The 15,519-nt window shown below is 41.1% G+C and carries 18 protein-coding genes; 5 read left to right on the plus strand and 13 right to left on the minus strand.

The features are described 5' to 3' along the window. Nucleotides 1–73 precede the first annotated feature (73 nt). Nucleotides 74–496 (plus strand): organic hydroperoxide resistance protein, encoded by a 423-nt coding sequence (locus H605_RS0111425; RefSeq protein ID WP_029054339.1) that lies wholly within the window; start codon nucleotides 74–76, stop codon nucleotides 494–496. A gap of 95 nt (nucleotides 497–591) precedes the next feature. Here H605_RS0111425 and H605_RS0111430 read toward each other — a convergent pair whose 3' ends face one another. The 9 genes from H605_RS0111430 to isdC form a co-directional block, all read right to left on the minus strand. Further along, nucleotides 592–1,338, minus strand: a complete 747-nt coding sequence (locus H605_RS0111430; RefSeq protein ID WP_029054340.1) for an alpha/beta fold hydrolase — start codon at nucleotides 1,336–1,338, stop codon at nucleotides 592–594. Between the two features lie 19 nt (nucleotides 1,339–1,357). After that, a complete protein-coding gene (locus H605_RS0111435; protein ID WP_029054341.1) occupies nucleotides 1,358–1,978 on the minus strand; it encodes an NUDIX hydrolase in 621 nt (206 codons plus the stop codon). A gap of 110 nt (nucleotides 1,979–2,088) precedes the next feature. Further along, nucleotides 2,089–2,862 (minus strand): class B sortase, encoded by a 774-nt coding sequence (gene srtB, locus H605_RS0111440; protein ID WP_029054342.1) that lies wholly within the window; start codon nucleotides 2,860–2,862, stop codon nucleotides 2,089–2,091. Between the two features lie 11 nt (nucleotides 2,863–2,873). Further along, complete coding sequence (locus tag H605_RS0111445) at nucleotides 2,874–3,644, minus strand: ABC transporter ATP-binding protein (RefSeq protein ID WP_029054343.1); 771 nt, start codon at nucleotides 3,642–3,644, stop codon at nucleotides 2,874–2,876. Between the two features lie 6 nt (nucleotides 3,645–3,650). Beyond that, on the minus strand, nucleotides 3,651–4,616 hold the full coding sequence (locus tag H605_RS0111450; protein ID WP_029054344.1) for a FecCD family ABC transporter permease: 966 nt from the start codon (nucleotides 4,614–4,616) through the stop codon (nucleotides 3,651–3,653). Nucleotides 4,617–4,649: 33 nt separating this feature from the next. Continuing rightward, complete coding sequence (gene isdE / locus H605_RS0111455; protein WP_037561978.1) at nucleotides 4,650–5,528, minus strand: heme ABC transporter substrate-binding protein IsdE; 879 nt, start codon at nucleotides 5,526–5,528, stop codon at nucleotides 4,650–4,652. Nucleotides 5,529–5,576: 48 nt separating this feature from the next. Beyond that, on the minus strand, nucleotides 5,577–6,788 hold the full coding sequence (locus tag H605_RS0111460) for an NEAT domain-containing protein (protein ID WP_029054346.1): 1,212 nt from the start codon (nucleotides 6,786–6,788) through the stop codon (nucleotides 5,577–5,579). Between the two features lie 90 nt (nucleotides 6,789–6,878). Then, complete coding sequence (locus tag H605_RS0111465; protein WP_029054347.1) at nucleotides 6,879–8,294, minus strand: NEAT domain-containing protein; 1,416 nt, start codon at nucleotides 8,292–8,294, stop codon at nucleotides 6,879–6,881. 2 nt (nucleotides 8,295–8,296) lie between these two features. After that, nucleotides 8,297–8,947, minus strand: a complete 651-nt coding sequence (isdC, locus tag H605_RS0111470; protein WP_029054348.1) for a heme uptake protein IsdC — start codon at nucleotides 8,945–8,947, stop codon at nucleotides 8,297–8,299. Nucleotides 8,948–9,285: 338 nt separating this feature from the next. Between isdC and H605_RS0111475 the strand changes: the two genes are divergently transcribed. Continuing rightward, a complete protein-coding gene (locus H605_RS0111475; RefSeq protein ID WP_029054349.1) occupies nucleotides 9,286–9,774 on the plus strand; it encodes a hypothetical protein in 489 nt (162 codons plus the stop codon). A gap of 51 nt (nucleotides 9,775–9,825) precedes the next feature. On the opposite strand, the gene H605_RS0111480 is transcribed toward H605_RS0111475, so the two are convergent. Further along, on the minus strand, nucleotides 9,826–10,602 hold the full coding sequence (locus H605_RS0111480; RefSeq protein WP_051210564.1) for a TatD family hydrolase: 777 nt from the start codon (nucleotides 10,600–10,602) through the stop codon (nucleotides 9,826–9,828). A gap of 121 nt (nucleotides 10,603–10,723) precedes the next feature. On the opposite strand from H605_RS0111480, the gene H605_RS0111485 reads away from it, so the two are divergent. Next, the gene (locus tag H605_RS0111485) at nucleotides 10,724–11,512 is read left to right on the plus strand and encodes a DUF817 domain-containing protein (RefSeq protein ID WP_418346786.1); all 789 of its coding nucleotides are present in this window, start codon (nucleotides 10,724–10,726) and stop codon (nucleotides 11,510–11,512) included. A gap of 131 nt (nucleotides 11,513–11,643) precedes the next feature. On the opposite strand, the gene H605_RS0111490 is transcribed toward H605_RS0111485, so the two are convergent. From H605_RS0111490 to H605_RS0111500, 3 genes are all read right to left on the minus strand, one after another. Next, nucleotides 11,644–12,327: a peptidylprolyl isomerase gene (locus H605_RS0111490; RefSeq protein WP_029054352.1), complete on the minus strand. Its 684-nt coding sequence runs from the start codon at nucleotides 12,325–12,327 to the stop codon at nucleotides 11,644–11,646. Between the two features lie 44 nt (nucleotides 12,328–12,371). Next, entirely contained in the window at nucleotides 12,372–12,896 is a 525-nt protein-coding gene (locus H605_RS0111495; protein ID WP_029054353.1) for a YehS family protein, read from the minus strand. A gap of 74 nt (nucleotides 12,897–12,970) precedes the next feature. Then, nucleotides 12,971–13,333: a winged helix-turn-helix transcriptional regulator gene (locus H605_RS0111500; protein WP_029054354.1), complete on the minus strand. Its 363-nt coding sequence runs from the start codon at nucleotides 13,331–13,333 to the stop codon at nucleotides 12,971–12,973. Between the two features lie 125 nt (nucleotides 13,334–13,458). Between H605_RS0111500 and H605_RS0111505 the strand changes: the two genes are divergently transcribed. Further along, nucleotides 13,459–14,577 (plus strand): S-(hydroxymethyl)glutathione dehydrogenase/class III alcohol dehydrogenase, encoded by a 1,119-nt coding sequence (locus H605_RS0111505; RefSeq protein ID WP_029054355.1) that lies wholly within the window; start codon nucleotides 13,459–13,461, stop codon nucleotides 14,575–14,577. 4 nt (nucleotides 14,578–14,581) lie between these two features. Beyond that, nucleotides 14,582–15,424 (plus strand): S-formylglutathione hydrolase, encoded by an 843-nt coding sequence (gene fghA, locus H605_RS0111510; RefSeq protein ID WP_029054356.1) that lies wholly within the window; start codon nucleotides 14,582–14,584, stop codon nucleotides 15,422–15,424. Nucleotides 15,425–15,519 lie beyond the last annotated feature (95 nt).

Here is a 15,519-nt window from a genome sequence, read left to right on the forward strand (position 1 = left end):
TCACACATAATTATCCAATATTCGGGTACGCAATGGAGTGAGACTATAAAATTAGACAAGGGGTAGTGATTTCATGTCAGAAAAATTATTTACATCCACAGCAACTGCTAACGGAGGAAGAGAAGGCCATGTAGTATCCTCCGACAAAGTAGTCGAATTTGATACGGCAATGCCAGGTACAAAGAGGGCGAAAGAATTAGAGAACTCTACCAACCCTGAGCAATTATTCGCTGCAGGTTATGCAGCTTGTTTCGACAGCGCACTTCAACTCGTCGCAAGCAAAGAACGTGTTAAATTTTCATCGGAAGTCACAGCTAACGTAAGCCTGTGCAAAGATGAGACAGACGGCGGCTTCAAGCTAGAAGTTGAGTTACAAGTGACAGGCACAGACATCGAAAAGGCTCAACTAGAAGAGCTAGTAGAAAAAGCACACCACGTCTGCCCATATTCCAAAGCAACTAGAGGCAATATTGAAGTGACACTAACAGTACTTTAATTCTACATTCTAAAAATAACGCTACAGGCTGTGCTGGAAAACATGCATACACGACCTCTTGCACAGCCTTTTATTTCACCAAAAGATATTTTCTACTACTCCAACCCCTCAAGTAATTCCACAATCGCAGCAGAAGTCTGCATAATCTGCTCTTCATTCGATATAGTGGCTTTACCGTCACCCTTCTGCTCGCCATAATCACCAAAACCTGCATGATTACCGCCCTCTATCTCGATGAACTTTGCATCACTAGGCATACTAGACTTTGCTGCCTGAATAGCCTCCGCATCCGCCACCTCATCCTGACTCGCCGAAATCGACAAAATATCCACCGACGCTTCACTCAAATCCGTATGACTTCCAGGATAAGAAGCCAGCAACACAAGCGCAGAAATCTTTTCATGGCGAGATGCATAATCCGATGCTGTCACACCGCCTAAAGAATGCCCGCCTATTATCCATGTATCTATTCCAGGATGATTACGTATCACTTTATCGGCTCGGTCAGGCGATAAGATCGCCATCTTGAGCGGCAAGTGAGGAATAATTACGGTATAGCCTTGTTTAGCAATTTCCTTGGCCATCGGTGCGTATGCTTCAGCTTCTACTTTTGCACCTTGATAGAAAATAAAACCGATGTTTTTCTTATTTGATATAGGTTCAAACACTAGCTCTTTACCATTCTCAACCGCTACATCTGAATCTGATTGTACATTTTCTTCCGCGTAAGACTGAGCTGTATAATAAGTACTGGCGAATATAAAGAAACCAACTACAATCATTAACAGGAAAATTGCTAGCCCGACGAACAACTTGAATTTCCATGTCCTCTTTTGTTTCATACTTGATCCTCATTCCAGTTTATTTCTTCACAATATCGATAAAATGCTTTAACACTCTAGCCGTCAATCCCCAAACTGTATAATTACCATACTCATAAAACCATTCTTCAAGTGAATGACTTCTGAATTTATACCGATCTCCATTCATAATCTTTTCGAACGGGAAGTTTTTAGGCGGTGCTGTTTCAATTGCTACCATATGCATGTAGGGCTCATGTTCCGCAAGCCACTTTAATGGAATTGAGAATACCTCCTCCACCTCGTCTTTATTATAGCTTCGAATAATTTCATGATAATCAACAACCGCCACGAACGGATAGACGACAAATGAAGGCGACGCAATATACGGACTTAGCTCTCCTATCATCTGTACGGTCTTCGGATCAACTCCGAGCTCTTCGTGCATCTCCCGTAAAGCTGCTTCCATAGGTGACGCATCCGTCACATCGATTTTGCCGCCTGGAAAACTGATGTCTCCTGGCTGTTTCCTCATCGTGAAGGCACGCACCTCAAACAGTACATGCCATTCCCCTTCCGCTTCTACTAACGGAATAATTACAGCGGAACGGAATGCAGTATCTTCTCCGATGAATAAAGATTTATTTTCATATAACTTACTTTGCAGTCGATCCAAGTCCATGAAGTCCCCCACCTCATCGTTTTATCCTATCGTATCATTACCAGACGAATCGTTAAAGAAATTAAAAGGAGCTACCCTGTAAGAGCAACTCCTCATTCTATCTATATACGTTAGCGCTTCACTAATTTCCCCTGCACTACATAGCGTTTATCTTTACTATTCACAGAGTTATTGCAAGTCGACAGCGTCACAATCCGATCATCCGCCCCTACTTCAACAGGCATATCGATTAGAGAACGCGATTCTACTTCCTCTAGAAACTCCGAAAATTGCTCGTCCGTCTGAAAATCTGTTTCGATATAATAAAAGTCAATCGTCGTTTCGTATGCTGCAAATACTTCAATATCATACCCTTCATACAATGTATCGACATAAATAACGGGATGTTCGTCTGCATAGTCTTGATCTCCAAATTTCTTCAAGCTGCCGAACATCGTATCGTTTCGCATCGCATGACCATAAAGGACCGTGTTGTGGCTCATATCCGTAATATCATTCCGATAGTCCATGAAGACACTGCCTGCGCGACTATTTTCTCGTGTGAAGTTACGATTTAAATAAAAGTCGTTGTCTTCAGCTTGCAAGATCGGATTATGCAAATTGGTACCTTCCACTGAAATCCAACCCACGATATCTTGATTCACTTTATTTAATTCTTCAAACTGTGGACGCATCGAATCATCTTCCGAGGGGTCTTTTTTGGCGTCTTCCGTTACAGCAACCTGAGCTGTATTTTCTAACGCCGTCTCGTACATCTGTTGCGTTTCCTTCAATGAGCTGGCTGATTCCACGTATGTATACAAATACTGCACGAGTAAATAGCCTGAGTAGAGAAAGACTGCCAGATAAACAAAAGGCATCAGTTTCGACAGGCGTTTCTTCATCAGCTTACCTCCTAAATACCAAGAGACATCATATAAAGACCTAATTCGTCATCTTCCTTGAAGACAGCGTTAACTCCATATACTTCTTTGATGACATCTTTTGTAATGACTTCACGTGGCCGACCTTCTGCAATGATTCGACCATTCTTCATCATAATAATCTCATCACTGTACCGAATTGCCTGATTGATATCATGCAATACCATGACAATCGTTAATCCATAGTCTTCGTTTAGTGATTTTACAAGTTCCAATAATTCAATCTGATAATAAATATCCAAATAAGTTGTGGGCTCATCCAGGCACAGTATTTCTGACTGCTGTGCTAGTGCCATCGCAATCCATACACGCTGACGCTCTCCACCCGATAATGCTTCTAAGTCATTATGGCGTTTGTCTGTTAGATTCGTCACGGACAATGCCCAGTCTATTGCCTTGCGATCCTCTTCTTGGTTTCGCTGCAATAACGTTTTATGTGGCAAACGACCAAAGCCGACCAGTTTTTCAATCGTCAAATCTTTTGGCACTTCATTCTGCTGATAAACAATCGCTAACTTCTTCGCAAACTCTTTCGGCTTAAACATTACTAAATCACGATTTTCCAGTGAAGCTGTTCCCGAGGTTGGTATATTACTTCGTGAAAGTACACTTAGTAATGTCGATTTCCCACAACCATTTGGTCCGATGATCGTTGTCACTTTCCCTTTAGAAATAGACGTCGAGACATCATCCAAGTGATTGTTTATATTATCATGCGATACAATAATGCGCTTCATTTCCATAACAGGTCACTCTTTTCGCAGTAAGAATATTAAGAACGGTCCGCCGATGATCGCCATCAACGTCGAAGCAGGTATTTCAAGCGGCGCCACGATCGTTCTACCGAGCGTATCAGCCAACAAAATAATCAATGCTCCTAAAAGCGCTGTGAACGGTATAAGCACCTTATGGTCATAGCCTACTAATCTGCGGGCAATATGCGGTACAAGTAAACCGACGAATGAAATCACACCCGCCACTACGACCGAAATCGCTGCTAGTAAAACAGCTACTGCCGCAATGAGCAAACGTGCGCGTGCAACATGGAAGCCAATACTCTTTGCGGTCTTATCCTGTAGCACTAATAAATTACACCAGCTGTACAATGCAAACGCCAGAACCAATCCGATAGTTCCGTATGTCGCAATGGTCGATACATCGCTCCATGTACGCATCGTTAAATTTGAACCGATCACACTTGAGGCTGAGACATTCAACGAACCACCAAAGCTAATGAACGCTTCGGTGAGACCAGTGAACATTGCATTGATCGCAATCCCCACAAGAATTAATTTCAACGGGCTAAGACCTGATTTCCACGATAATGCAAAGACCAGAAAACACGCGAAGGCCCCACCCATAAATGCAAATAAAGGCGTCATGAAAAAGAGCGCCGGAAAGAACGAAATAATGAATAACTGCACGAATGCCGCACCGGAAGATATCCCGATAATTCCTGCATCCGCAAGGGGGTTACGCATTACAGACTGCAACAAGACACCCGATACTGACAATGCCGCGCCTGCAAATAACGCCACAATCATCCGCGGAAAGCGCAAGTCACGAACTGCTTCCATCTGACTGTTGCCCTGTTCAAAGAGCGCACCGAAAAATTCAAAGAACTCCATTTTAATACTACCTGTCGTAGCCGAATATACGATGGTTACGACGAGCAGTAGGGATACGATTACATAACTAGCAATTCTTTTTCTCATGACGGCCTTCCTTTTCAAACGAAATTCATCGAGTTATCGAAAGAAAATCTTCATTAGCTCACTTAATGCTTCAGGTACTTGCAATGAAGCGGTTGTACCGAATAACTCTTCTTCCAAATCATAGACTTTACCATTTTTCACCGCATCAAAATGCTTCCATACATCATTCGTTTGGAACTCTTCGTTGAACATTTCCACGACTTCATCTGGCATACCATGTGATAAACGCAAGATAATATCTGGATTACTATTATGAAGATACTCAGTATTGGACGATAAGTATTCAGGATCCTGACCTTCCATGACATTCGTTCCACCAGCACGTTTTACGAGATCACCCGCGTAGGAGTTTTCCGTCGCGACTAAGTAACTACCTGGGATACCTAATAATATTAATACTCTTGGACCTTTGCGATTCGCTGCCACTACTTCGGCAGCTTCAATCTTTTTCTGTAAGTCCCCTACTAATTTATCTGCTTGTGTTTTACGATCATAGCGCTCTCCAAGTCCTTGGATTTCTTGTATCATCGAGTCCACACTTTGGAAATTTAAAAATGTTGCCGGGATTTTCAATTGTTCAAAGCCGTCTTCGAGGTCATATTCCAATGTAGAAACGGATAAAAAGTCTGTTGGATTCATTGATTTCACAATTTCCATATCCGGTGTCATGGCATTGCCAATGGTTGGAAGACCATCAAACCGGCCTGGCAATTCTTTTTCTGTTTCAGGAATAGCGATGGCATCTATATTTAACTTATCCAGAATATCCGCGATGACTACAGTGCCCGCAATAATTCGCTGATCACTTGTTTCAGCCGTTTCACTTTTCTCGGCGGTATCTGCTGAAACAGCTTTCTCTTCTTTATCATTGCCGCACCCTGCGATAATAGCTGCTGTCATGACTACCAACATCAGCCATACATATCTCCACTTTTTTTGCACGTTGTAATCCTCCACTCGTTATTCATTACTCATCACGTGATTTCTCTTTAGTAGTCGACGTATCAATAAGACACCCGACAACATACATAATGTAAACAGTATTCCCATTTTTATTATATCAAAGGGAATCGTTTGTTCATCTTGTGCATGAGTTGCCAGTTCTTCCGGTTCGCTTGCTACTTGCGTAACGACCTCGGCTGGTTCCTCCTTCACATCATCCACCGAACGATCGAATTCCAATTGCACTTCAGGAAGAAGAGGCGGTAACTCGTCCTGTTTTTGTTCTTTTTCTTCAGATGACTTTTCTATATTTTTTTCTTTTTCATTCGTGTTTTGTTTAAATGGAGTAGTGGGGTTTTTAGGTTGCTCAGTTCGCTTAGTCAATGAAGAAACTGCTTTGTTGTTTGAAGGTACTTTGTTCAAAAACTTCGCTATCTGTTGCTGATTGAAAGCTATTTGCAAAAACTCTTCCTGTACATGCGAGTTCTCAGATTCCTTCACTTTCATCCAAATACGAGTCCCCTTCTGGAAATCTTCTACTTCAAACTGCACAATACGTGTCTTGTTTTGTGATACCACTTTGGGTTCCACTAAATTCCCTTGCTGCTCTACTGTGAAGCCTTTAACCTTACTCGGTTGAAGAATCTCTAACTGTGCAAAGTATCGATTGTCACGTTTAATAACGTGCAGTACTTGATTAACATAGTCGTTCAGTGCCGACGGTTTACCATCTGAAAGCAATCGGTAGTGTACGGTATCGTCACCCGGTTGAATGGACTGTGCTGGTTGAATCTGATCAAACGGTGGTAATGACTGCTCCTTGATCAACACTTCATATGAAAAAGATTGCTGTGCATGTTCTTTCGGCAAACGATATGTGCCCGTAAGTTCAATCTTTTGTTGTACATCCTCTATATCAAACTGAACTAAGTTTTCTGTTCGATCCAGACGCGTGCTCGTTTTGTTTCCTTGCTGTACGGCAGTGATTTGCATTAGGATGTGATCTTTCTTCGCCGCAATAGATAATGTATAGCGACCTTCCTTAACAGTTAACGTAGCCTGCTTAGTAAATAAAATATTTGTACCCTCGGCTTCATGTGGTAGAAAACTTAGTTCAACTTGATACACATCATTTGCAATTTCTTTCCCTTCGTTTGCGTTTACAAAATGAAAAGGAAGCCACGCAGAGATGAGTAGCAAAAGTAGAGGTGACAAAACCATTCTTTTCATTTCAGACGTACACTCCTTTACATATCATGTAAAACGACAGGAACTTCCTTCCGCTTTTGAAAAAGCGAAAGGAAGTATCTGTATTCGTTCTTATTTATTCATAAATTCTAACGAACCATATAAAATTTTAGCCATTTGTGTACGTTGTAATGAACTGCCTGAGCTGATCAATACTTTACCGTTTGGCTGAGGAGCACCTGTCATGATTTTTTCTGCATACAACAATGCAAATGCTTGCTTCGCTTCAGGATCTGTAATTGCTTTTCCATCTGCATAGAATGGGAGAGTTGTATCACCTTTTTTGATTTCTTTACCTTCTGCAAATTGAATTGCACGGTATAACATCAATGCACCTTGCTGACGAGTCAATGTATGGTTCGGATTGAACTTTTCATTCGATTGGACAATGCCTGCTTCTGCAAGAGCATTGATTGCGCTTAGGCGTTCTTTATCCGTAATTTTTCCTAAATCTTTAAATCCTGCGTCTTTGGTGGATTCCAAGTTTAACGCACGTGCAACCATCAAGGCGAACTGTGAACGTGTAATGTTATTGCGTGGATTGAACTTGTCCGCGCTTTTTACAATACCTTTATCAAGCAATGCAAGGATCGCTTCTTTGTTACCGTCTTTGTCGATATCTTTAAACGGGTTCACAGTTGGTTTTGCACCATCAAGACCAATTTGTACTTTATGGTTTGAATCATATTTGATAGGCCCTTCATTTACAATAACGTGTAGATCAGCATTCACTAACTTCGTTAGATCCGCTACCTTGAATGTATATGTGCGTTCGCCTGTTGATTTATCATCTGTTGCTACAGGTACATCCTTACCTGAGATTTTAAATCCGTGGATATAGTCGCCTTTAGGGAAAGTTACTGTCACTTCGTTACCGTCCGTTACTTTCTTCACAGATGCAACTGGCGACATATAATTATTCATAATGGACTCTTCCGTTGTTCCATCTTTATATACTTTTACGTTCACATTGCTGATTGCTTCTCCGTCTGTATCTGCTTTAGCAACTGTTGCTTTAAAGTCAAATTCATACCACTTGTCCATGTTAGCAGCAGGTACTACTACATGAATTTTTCCTGGATATACTTGATCCGCTACTACTGGGAAAGTATAAGTAGTTGTGCCATCAGCATTTTTAACTTCCGTTGCATTATCAAACTCTTCTCCTTGTTTTGTTTGAAGACCTGCAATCATTGGAGCTGATTTAGCCGCAACCGTTACCTTCGCATAGGTCACTCCGTCTTTTTCTACCAATGTCCCTTGTGGTACAAGGTGTCCGCTAATTGCCGGCTCGGGTGTCGTTGTTCCAGACTTGTATATATTCAAATCAATCACTTGATCCACTGCTACCGCCTGTGTCAAAGCTGATGCTGCTCGGTCACTTGTGCTGATCGGGTTAGCGGATGCTGCTGTTGGAATAGCAATGGAAGCTGCTAGTAATGAAGCAAGTACTACTTTCGTTGCGCGAGATGATGTTTTTTTTGTCATAATTATTGTTCCCCCTGTTTTCTTTGGAATCTAGTTTTATACAATAAAAATGCAGAACCTGCCAATACAAAGATTAATAGGTACGGCGTTGGATCACTGGTTTGTGGATTCTTAACTGGTACTTGAGTAGTTGGTTTTTTTGTGACTGTACTGGTACTGGTGTTGGTATTTGTGTTAGTACTAGGTGGTGGGGTAGTAGTAGTTGCAGGTGGTTTTACTGCCGGCGGTGTCACGGCACTCTTATCCTCGAACACCAAATCAACTGTATACTCGTGGTGGTAATTGATGTGCTCTACGTCCACTTTCATCGGGATCTTCACTGGCTTTGAAATATCACTTACGCTAAACTCTACAACACGCGTATCTGCCTTCAGGTCTTCATTGACCACTTCTGCTCCGCCTGCCGGCTCGAACTTTGTAATCCAAGAACTGTTCTTCAGCGTAAGCTGTACGATGGCAGAACCATTCGTTACCGTTACAAGTGCCGGTTTTTGGAAGTAATCATTCGCAATAGATGCATTAGTGCTGTCCGGCTGATTAACTTGATAATTTAATTGCTGGGTACCGTTTGCTATTTTAGCGGATGCTTGCGGCAGACCTATTGTCAGCACGAAAAAACTTACAACTAAAAAGTATAAAAATGCTTTTCTCACTTGGACATAATCCCCTCTCACTTGTTTATATTTATGCTACATAAATCCACCAACCGACTTCCAGTCACTGGATATATTTCCACTTCTAAATTATCTCATAAATCGCCCCATACACAAATCATTGCAACTCAATCAACTAGTAGACTATGACAAGTATGTGACTTTCAAAGTACACAAATGAGAACAGTTATCATTTAATATATAGTGTTTTGCTGGTAATGTCAATTGATTTTTGGAAAATTATTTCAATTTATGCTATAGGATTTTCAACTAGTCACTAAATTGGACGCTTCGCATAGTCTAGATAGATACGATTTAGGAATGAAAGGGGTATTACGATGAATCTTCAGTCTTTCAGTGGTGTCGTAATGGTAATAAATGATTTTTATACAGGGCAAAATAAGGACGCAGGTTGCTACGTATTAATGACGGTCGACAATGGTCGAGGAAATGTCGTCAACTTTGTAGTAGAGCCTACAACTTATTTCGTTAATCATGTGAAAGTTCATGTAGGGGATCGCGTTACAGGATTTTATGATGCCGACGCTGCCACGCCTATGATTTATCCCCCTCAATTTAGAGCGGTAGTTATGTCCAAAGATTCCAGGCGTGAAAACGTGAAAGTTGACTACTTCAATCGTCGCTTGCAAAGTAGTGATGGAACGCTTCAACTTAATCTGTCTCCGCAAACTGAAATACTTTCGACAAATGGTCAGTATTTCACAGGAAATATAACAGAGCGGAATTTGATAGTTTTATATGGTGCAACTACCAAGAGTATCCCACCGCAAACTACTCCACATAAAATTATTGTGATTTGCTCATAAATTTTGTACTTAGATAAAACGGAGACACGCGGCTTGATGCGTGTCTCCGTTTTATATGCAAAAGAACCGTTTTGTCGTCTCATAGATTTCTTTATACGCTTCATCAACAGTTACACCTTTAACTCTGGCAATACTGTTCATACTTTCATGCATCATGGAGGGATGTGTTAATTTTCCTTTGAAAGTATATTCAAAAGGCCATGGTCCATCTGTCTCTACCATTAACTGAGTTAACGGAACTTGTTTAACGATATGCTGAATCTTTTTCCGATACGTAACTTCTGGTGTCACAGAAATCATATAACCGTTCGAAACAATCCGTTGCACTATTCTATCGTCCCCTTTAAACCAGTGGAAATGTGCTTTCCGGATTGAATACTGTTCCAACATCTCACACACCATATCCGCATCTTCATAAACGGCATGTAAGGCAATTGGCAAGTTATATTCAGCCGCCTTCCGAACAAAGCATTCCAACACTTCTTTATATAGTACTACGTCTAAGTCAGGTTGCTCTCGTTGCGAATAATAAGGCAACCCCACTTCTCCAATCGCTGTGAGACAATCTGCATTGTCATTAATCAATCGCAGAATAGCTGAAAGCTCACTTTCGCTCGGTAGAGCTTGTTCGGGATGATAACCTATAGCGGGTTTAATTCGTCTATCTATTTTCGAAAGCTCTAATTGCTTAACGGAAGATGCAAAGTCATTTGATACCGCCACTATCGAAGTTACATCATTCTCTTCTAATTCGCTCAAGATTTGAAGCCGATCTTCCTCTTCATACATATCCAAATGAATATGCGAATCAATTATCTGTCTACTCAAAACCGATCACCCGCTTCCACTAATCTGCAATGTTTCACGTGAAACATCTATTCGTAAATGAACCTACACTATTATATGAGCGTCATACTAATCTCCATTATGAATAAATAGGCGGTGGCATATGAATATTCAGGTATTACGTAATAAGACAATGAATTCTACACGACAACTCTTTAATTTTGGATGGCAACAAGCTTTAGCTTGCATCTTCCCTGTTATCATCTTCAGTTCACTGGCACTTACACAAATCATACCTTTACCTTTCTTGCCACGATACGACTGGCTACTACTCATTTTCATCGGAACTCAGTGGTGGATGGTACAATCTGGACTCGAAACACGTGACGAACTTAAAGTGATTACGTTATTTCATATTATAGGCCTAGCTTTAGAGATATTTAAAGTACATATGGGTTCCTGGTCTTATCCTGAAGAAGGTTTTTTCAAAGTACTCGGTGTTCCTTTATACAGCGGCTTCATGTATGCGAGTGTGGCAAGCTATTTATGCCAAGCTTGGAGAAGATTACACGTCAGCCTAATTCAATGGCCTCCGCTCTGGGCAGTTGTTCCGCTTGCCATCGCAATATATGGAAACTTCTTCACACATCATTATTGGGTCGATATAAGATGGTGGTTGTCCGCATTCGTATTACTAGTTTTTTGGCGTGCCTCGGTGAGCTATTGGATAAACGAAACCCAGTACCGTATGCCATTATCCCTCTCATTCATATTAATCGGCTTTTTCGTTTGGGTAGCTGAAAATATTGCTACTTTCTTCGGTGCCTGGACTTATCCCAATCAAAGCGAGACATGGCATCTCGTTGGCATAGGTAAATTAAGTTCTTGGCTATTATTAGTCATCGTCAACTTCCTCATCGTAGCTGTGTTAAAACAAGTAAAAAAGGAATAGATATGTATATAGTAACAGGCAAATTTTTTACTATGCACATTTTCTTAGAAGAGTGTATTTCACGGGAAATAAATGAACATGATATATCAAAAACGCAGCAGGCTCAATTGCCTACTGCGTTTTGTTTCTGATTAATGTGTAGTTGGTTTAGGGTAGTCAAAACCTTTTGTATCTACTTCAACTGTCTTCATTTTCTGCTCTTCAATAGGCTTGTCCATAGCATCTGTTTCATTAGCTACGATAGCATCCACTGTCTCCATGCCTTCCGTTACTTTACCGAAAGCCGCATACTCGCCGTCAAGTGAAGTGTTATCGTCTGTCATAATAAAGAATTGGGACCCTGCGGAGTTCGGATCTTGCGTCCGTGCAGTCGAAATCACACCGCGCTCATGTTTCATATTATTTTCAAAACCATTTGAAGAGAATTCTCCATCAATCGCGTATCCTGGACCACCTGAGCCGTCACCGGATGAATCTCCGCCTTGAATCATAAAGCCTGGAATCACACGGTGGAAAATCAAGCCATCGTAATAGCCATCTTCAATTAAAGAAATGAAGTTCGCTACTGTATTCGGTGCAACAGTCGGCTCTAACTCTAAGACGATCTGCTCATCGTTTTCCATCGTAATTGTCACGATGGGGTTCTCTTTTACATCTGCCGAGTAATCAACCGCTGCTTCTTTAGGTTGCTCTGTAGATTCTTCATTCGGTGTCTCGACTTGTTGTTCTTCAGTCGCTTTCCCACACCCTACTAAAAGTACGGCCAACGCCATTACACTTATCAGGAAATACCATGCTTTATTACGCTTGAACATATCTTTCTAACACTCCTAACTCTTTATATTCATCATTAAAACTATTAATCCTCGTTGTCTTGATCGCGATAACGAATAGCCAATCCTTTTAAGAAGTTACGCGCATATCGATCGCCACACGGTTTATAATTTCGATGGCCTTCTTTACGAAGAACAGCACTCAATTCGTTTTTAGAAATCGTTACCCCTGCATTTTCTAAAATATCGAGCATATCCTCACTTGTAAGAGATAACGCGATTTTAACTTTCTTTAGCAAAATATTATTGACATTCCGATGGCCTTCCTCTGACATAAGAAATGGCTGTGGAGCATTACTGGTATTCTCTGGTACTCCTCTTTTGGAGCTAATCAAACCATTTAAGAATGACTCTAACATCATGTTGTCAATTTCTTTTGCATATTCATTCATCTGCATTTCATCCATGCTATCCTCATTCGTTTTCGTCAGCATTTCTTTGACTTCTGCCCTGTTTGTCTTCAGTCCGCCTAACGCAAACATTTCTACCACTGCCGAATCTTTTAGATCCAGTGCATAGCGTAATCTGCTTAAAATATCATTATTATTCATATCATCACCTGTACCCTCTCTAGTCTATAGCTGTAATTCTTAGTATAGCCTGATTCGTTATAATTTGTCTTCATTCAGTCGACTGACGTTGGATCTGGTTCCTTTTCAATCGTTTGCATAAACTGATCGCCAAAATCACAAATCGATGTAACGACTGGTTCCAATAATAAGCCAATTTCACTTAATTTATACTCCACTTTTGGCGGCACAACGGGATAGACGTAGCGCGTAATAATTTTATCTTCTTCTAATTCACGTAACTGTCTGATCAGCATACGTTGATTGGCATCAGGAAGTTTTTTCTGTATTTCGCTTAGTCTCAATGGCGTTTCGTGCAGTAAGCACCAGATGATCGCAATTTTCCAACGTCCTCCTATGACGGACAATGCTAAATCCTTGCTTGTGAAGTACTGCTTATCTTTATAATGAATGATCATATTGCTTCACTTCTTTCTATACTATTCATGTTCATAGTGACAAAAGAGTCAGTATTGCATGGTGAATTATAATATGTAAAGATAGAAATGTAAACACTATAAAGCAAAAGAAAGAAGGGTTTCATTTGAAAAGTAGAGCAGCTGTAGCATTTAAACCTGGAGAACCACTTAAAATTGTAGAAATCGATGTAGAAGAACCAAAAGCTAATGAGGTATTAGTCAAAATTCTTTACACTTCTGTCTGTCATACAGACGCATATACATTATCTGGCGATGACGCAGAAGGAGTATTCCCTGCCGTGTTAGGTCATGAAGGCGCTGGTGTCGTAGTTTCAGTAGGTGAAGGAGTCACTTCCGTTAAACCTGGCGATCACGTAATTCCACTTTACACACCTGAATGCGGGAAATGTAAATTCTGTCTATCCGGTAAAACTAACCTATGCGGTGCAATTCGCGAAACACAAGGTAAAGGATTAATGCCTGACGGTACGACTCGCTTCTCTTACAATGGAGAACCTATTTATCACTACATGGGAACGAGCACATTTAGTGAGTATACTGTCGTGTCTGAGATCTCCTTAGTTAAAGTGGAAGACCACAACGTACCACTTGATAAAGTTTGTCTATTTGGATGTGGCGTCACTACGGGTATCGGGGCTGTTCATAAGACTGCGAAAGTAGAAGAAGGTGCAGTTACAGCAGTTTTCGGTCTCGGAGCTATTGGTTTGGCCGTTATCCAAGGACTAAAGCAAGCAAAAGCAAGCCGTATCATTGCAATCGATCTCAATGAAGATAAATTTGAACTAGCGAAGAAGATGGGCGCAACAGATTTCATCAACCCTTCTACATTCGATAAGCCCATTCAAGAAGTCATTGTAGACATGACGGATGGCGGCGTAGACTACAGTTTCGAGTGTATCGGTAATGTTGAAGTCATGAAAGCTGCTCTTGAATGCTGCCATAAAGGTTGGGGCGAGAGTGTCATCATTGGCGTTGCAGGTGCTGGTAAAGAAATTCATACCCGTCCATTCCAACTAGTTACAGGTCGCGTATGGCGCGGTTCTGCATTTGGCGGAGTAAAAGGCAGAACCGAATTGCCAGGGATGATTGATGACTACATGGACGGTGAAATTGATTTAGATTCATTCATTACACACCAACTAAACTTCACGGATATCAATGAAGCATTTGATTTACTGCATAAAGGTGAATCAATTCGATCAATACTAACATATGGAGAGTGAGATCATGAATGTAGAACGCGTTGAGCAAAGACGATCTTTTGGTGGGGAACAAAACAAGTACAACCATTATTCAGAAGTCCTCAAGTGTGATATGACATTTAGTATCTTCTTACCGTCAAATAAAGAACAAAAAGAACTACCGCTCATTTGGTTTTTATCGGGATTAACATGTACCGATGATAACTTCAGTCAAAAAAGTGGTTTCCAAAGCTTGGCTGAAAAACATCAAGCGGCAGTGATTATTCCAGATACATCACCGCGCGGAGAAGACGTAGCGAACGATGAAGCATTTGACCTTGGACAAGGTGCGAGCTTTTATCTAAACGCAACAGTAGAGCCATGGGCAAAGCATTATCAAATGTATTCATATATAACGCAGGAGCTTAGTGAAATTGCTGCTACTCTAGTGCCTAACTTCTCGGGTAAAGAAAGTATTATGGGTCACTCGATGGGTGGTTATGGTGCATTGATGATCGGAATGAAGAATGCAGATCGTTTCAAAGCGATTTCCGCGTTCTCTCCGATTTCAAGTCCGAGTGATGTTCCTTGGGGGATCAAAGCGTTTACGGCGTACCTAGGTGAAGACAAAACGACGTGGAAAGAGTGGGACACTGCTGAGCTAGTGAAGATAGCAGGTATTCCGCCAATCCTGATCACACAAGGAACTGCAGATGGCTTTTACCCGGAGCAGTTGAATGAGAAACCGTTCCTTGAAAATGCGAAGCAGCATAATCAAGCAGTGGAATATAACAAAGTAGAGGGCTATGACCATAGCTATTTCTTCATCTCTTCCTTCTTAGAGGAACACTTTGCTTTCCATATGCAGAACTTGGGATCACTTGAATAAATGTAGATAGTTGAAGTAGGATACTGCATGGGATTTCAATTCCAGGGAGGACGCTTTCCAGAGGGCGTGGTTTGAGCCATGCTTATGGGAATGCG

Source organism: Sporosarcina ureae DSM 2281 (assembly GCF_000425545.1).
GTDB classification, from domain to species: Bacteria; Bacillota; Bacilli; order Bacillales_A; family Planococcaceae; genus Sporosarcina; species Sporosarcina ureae.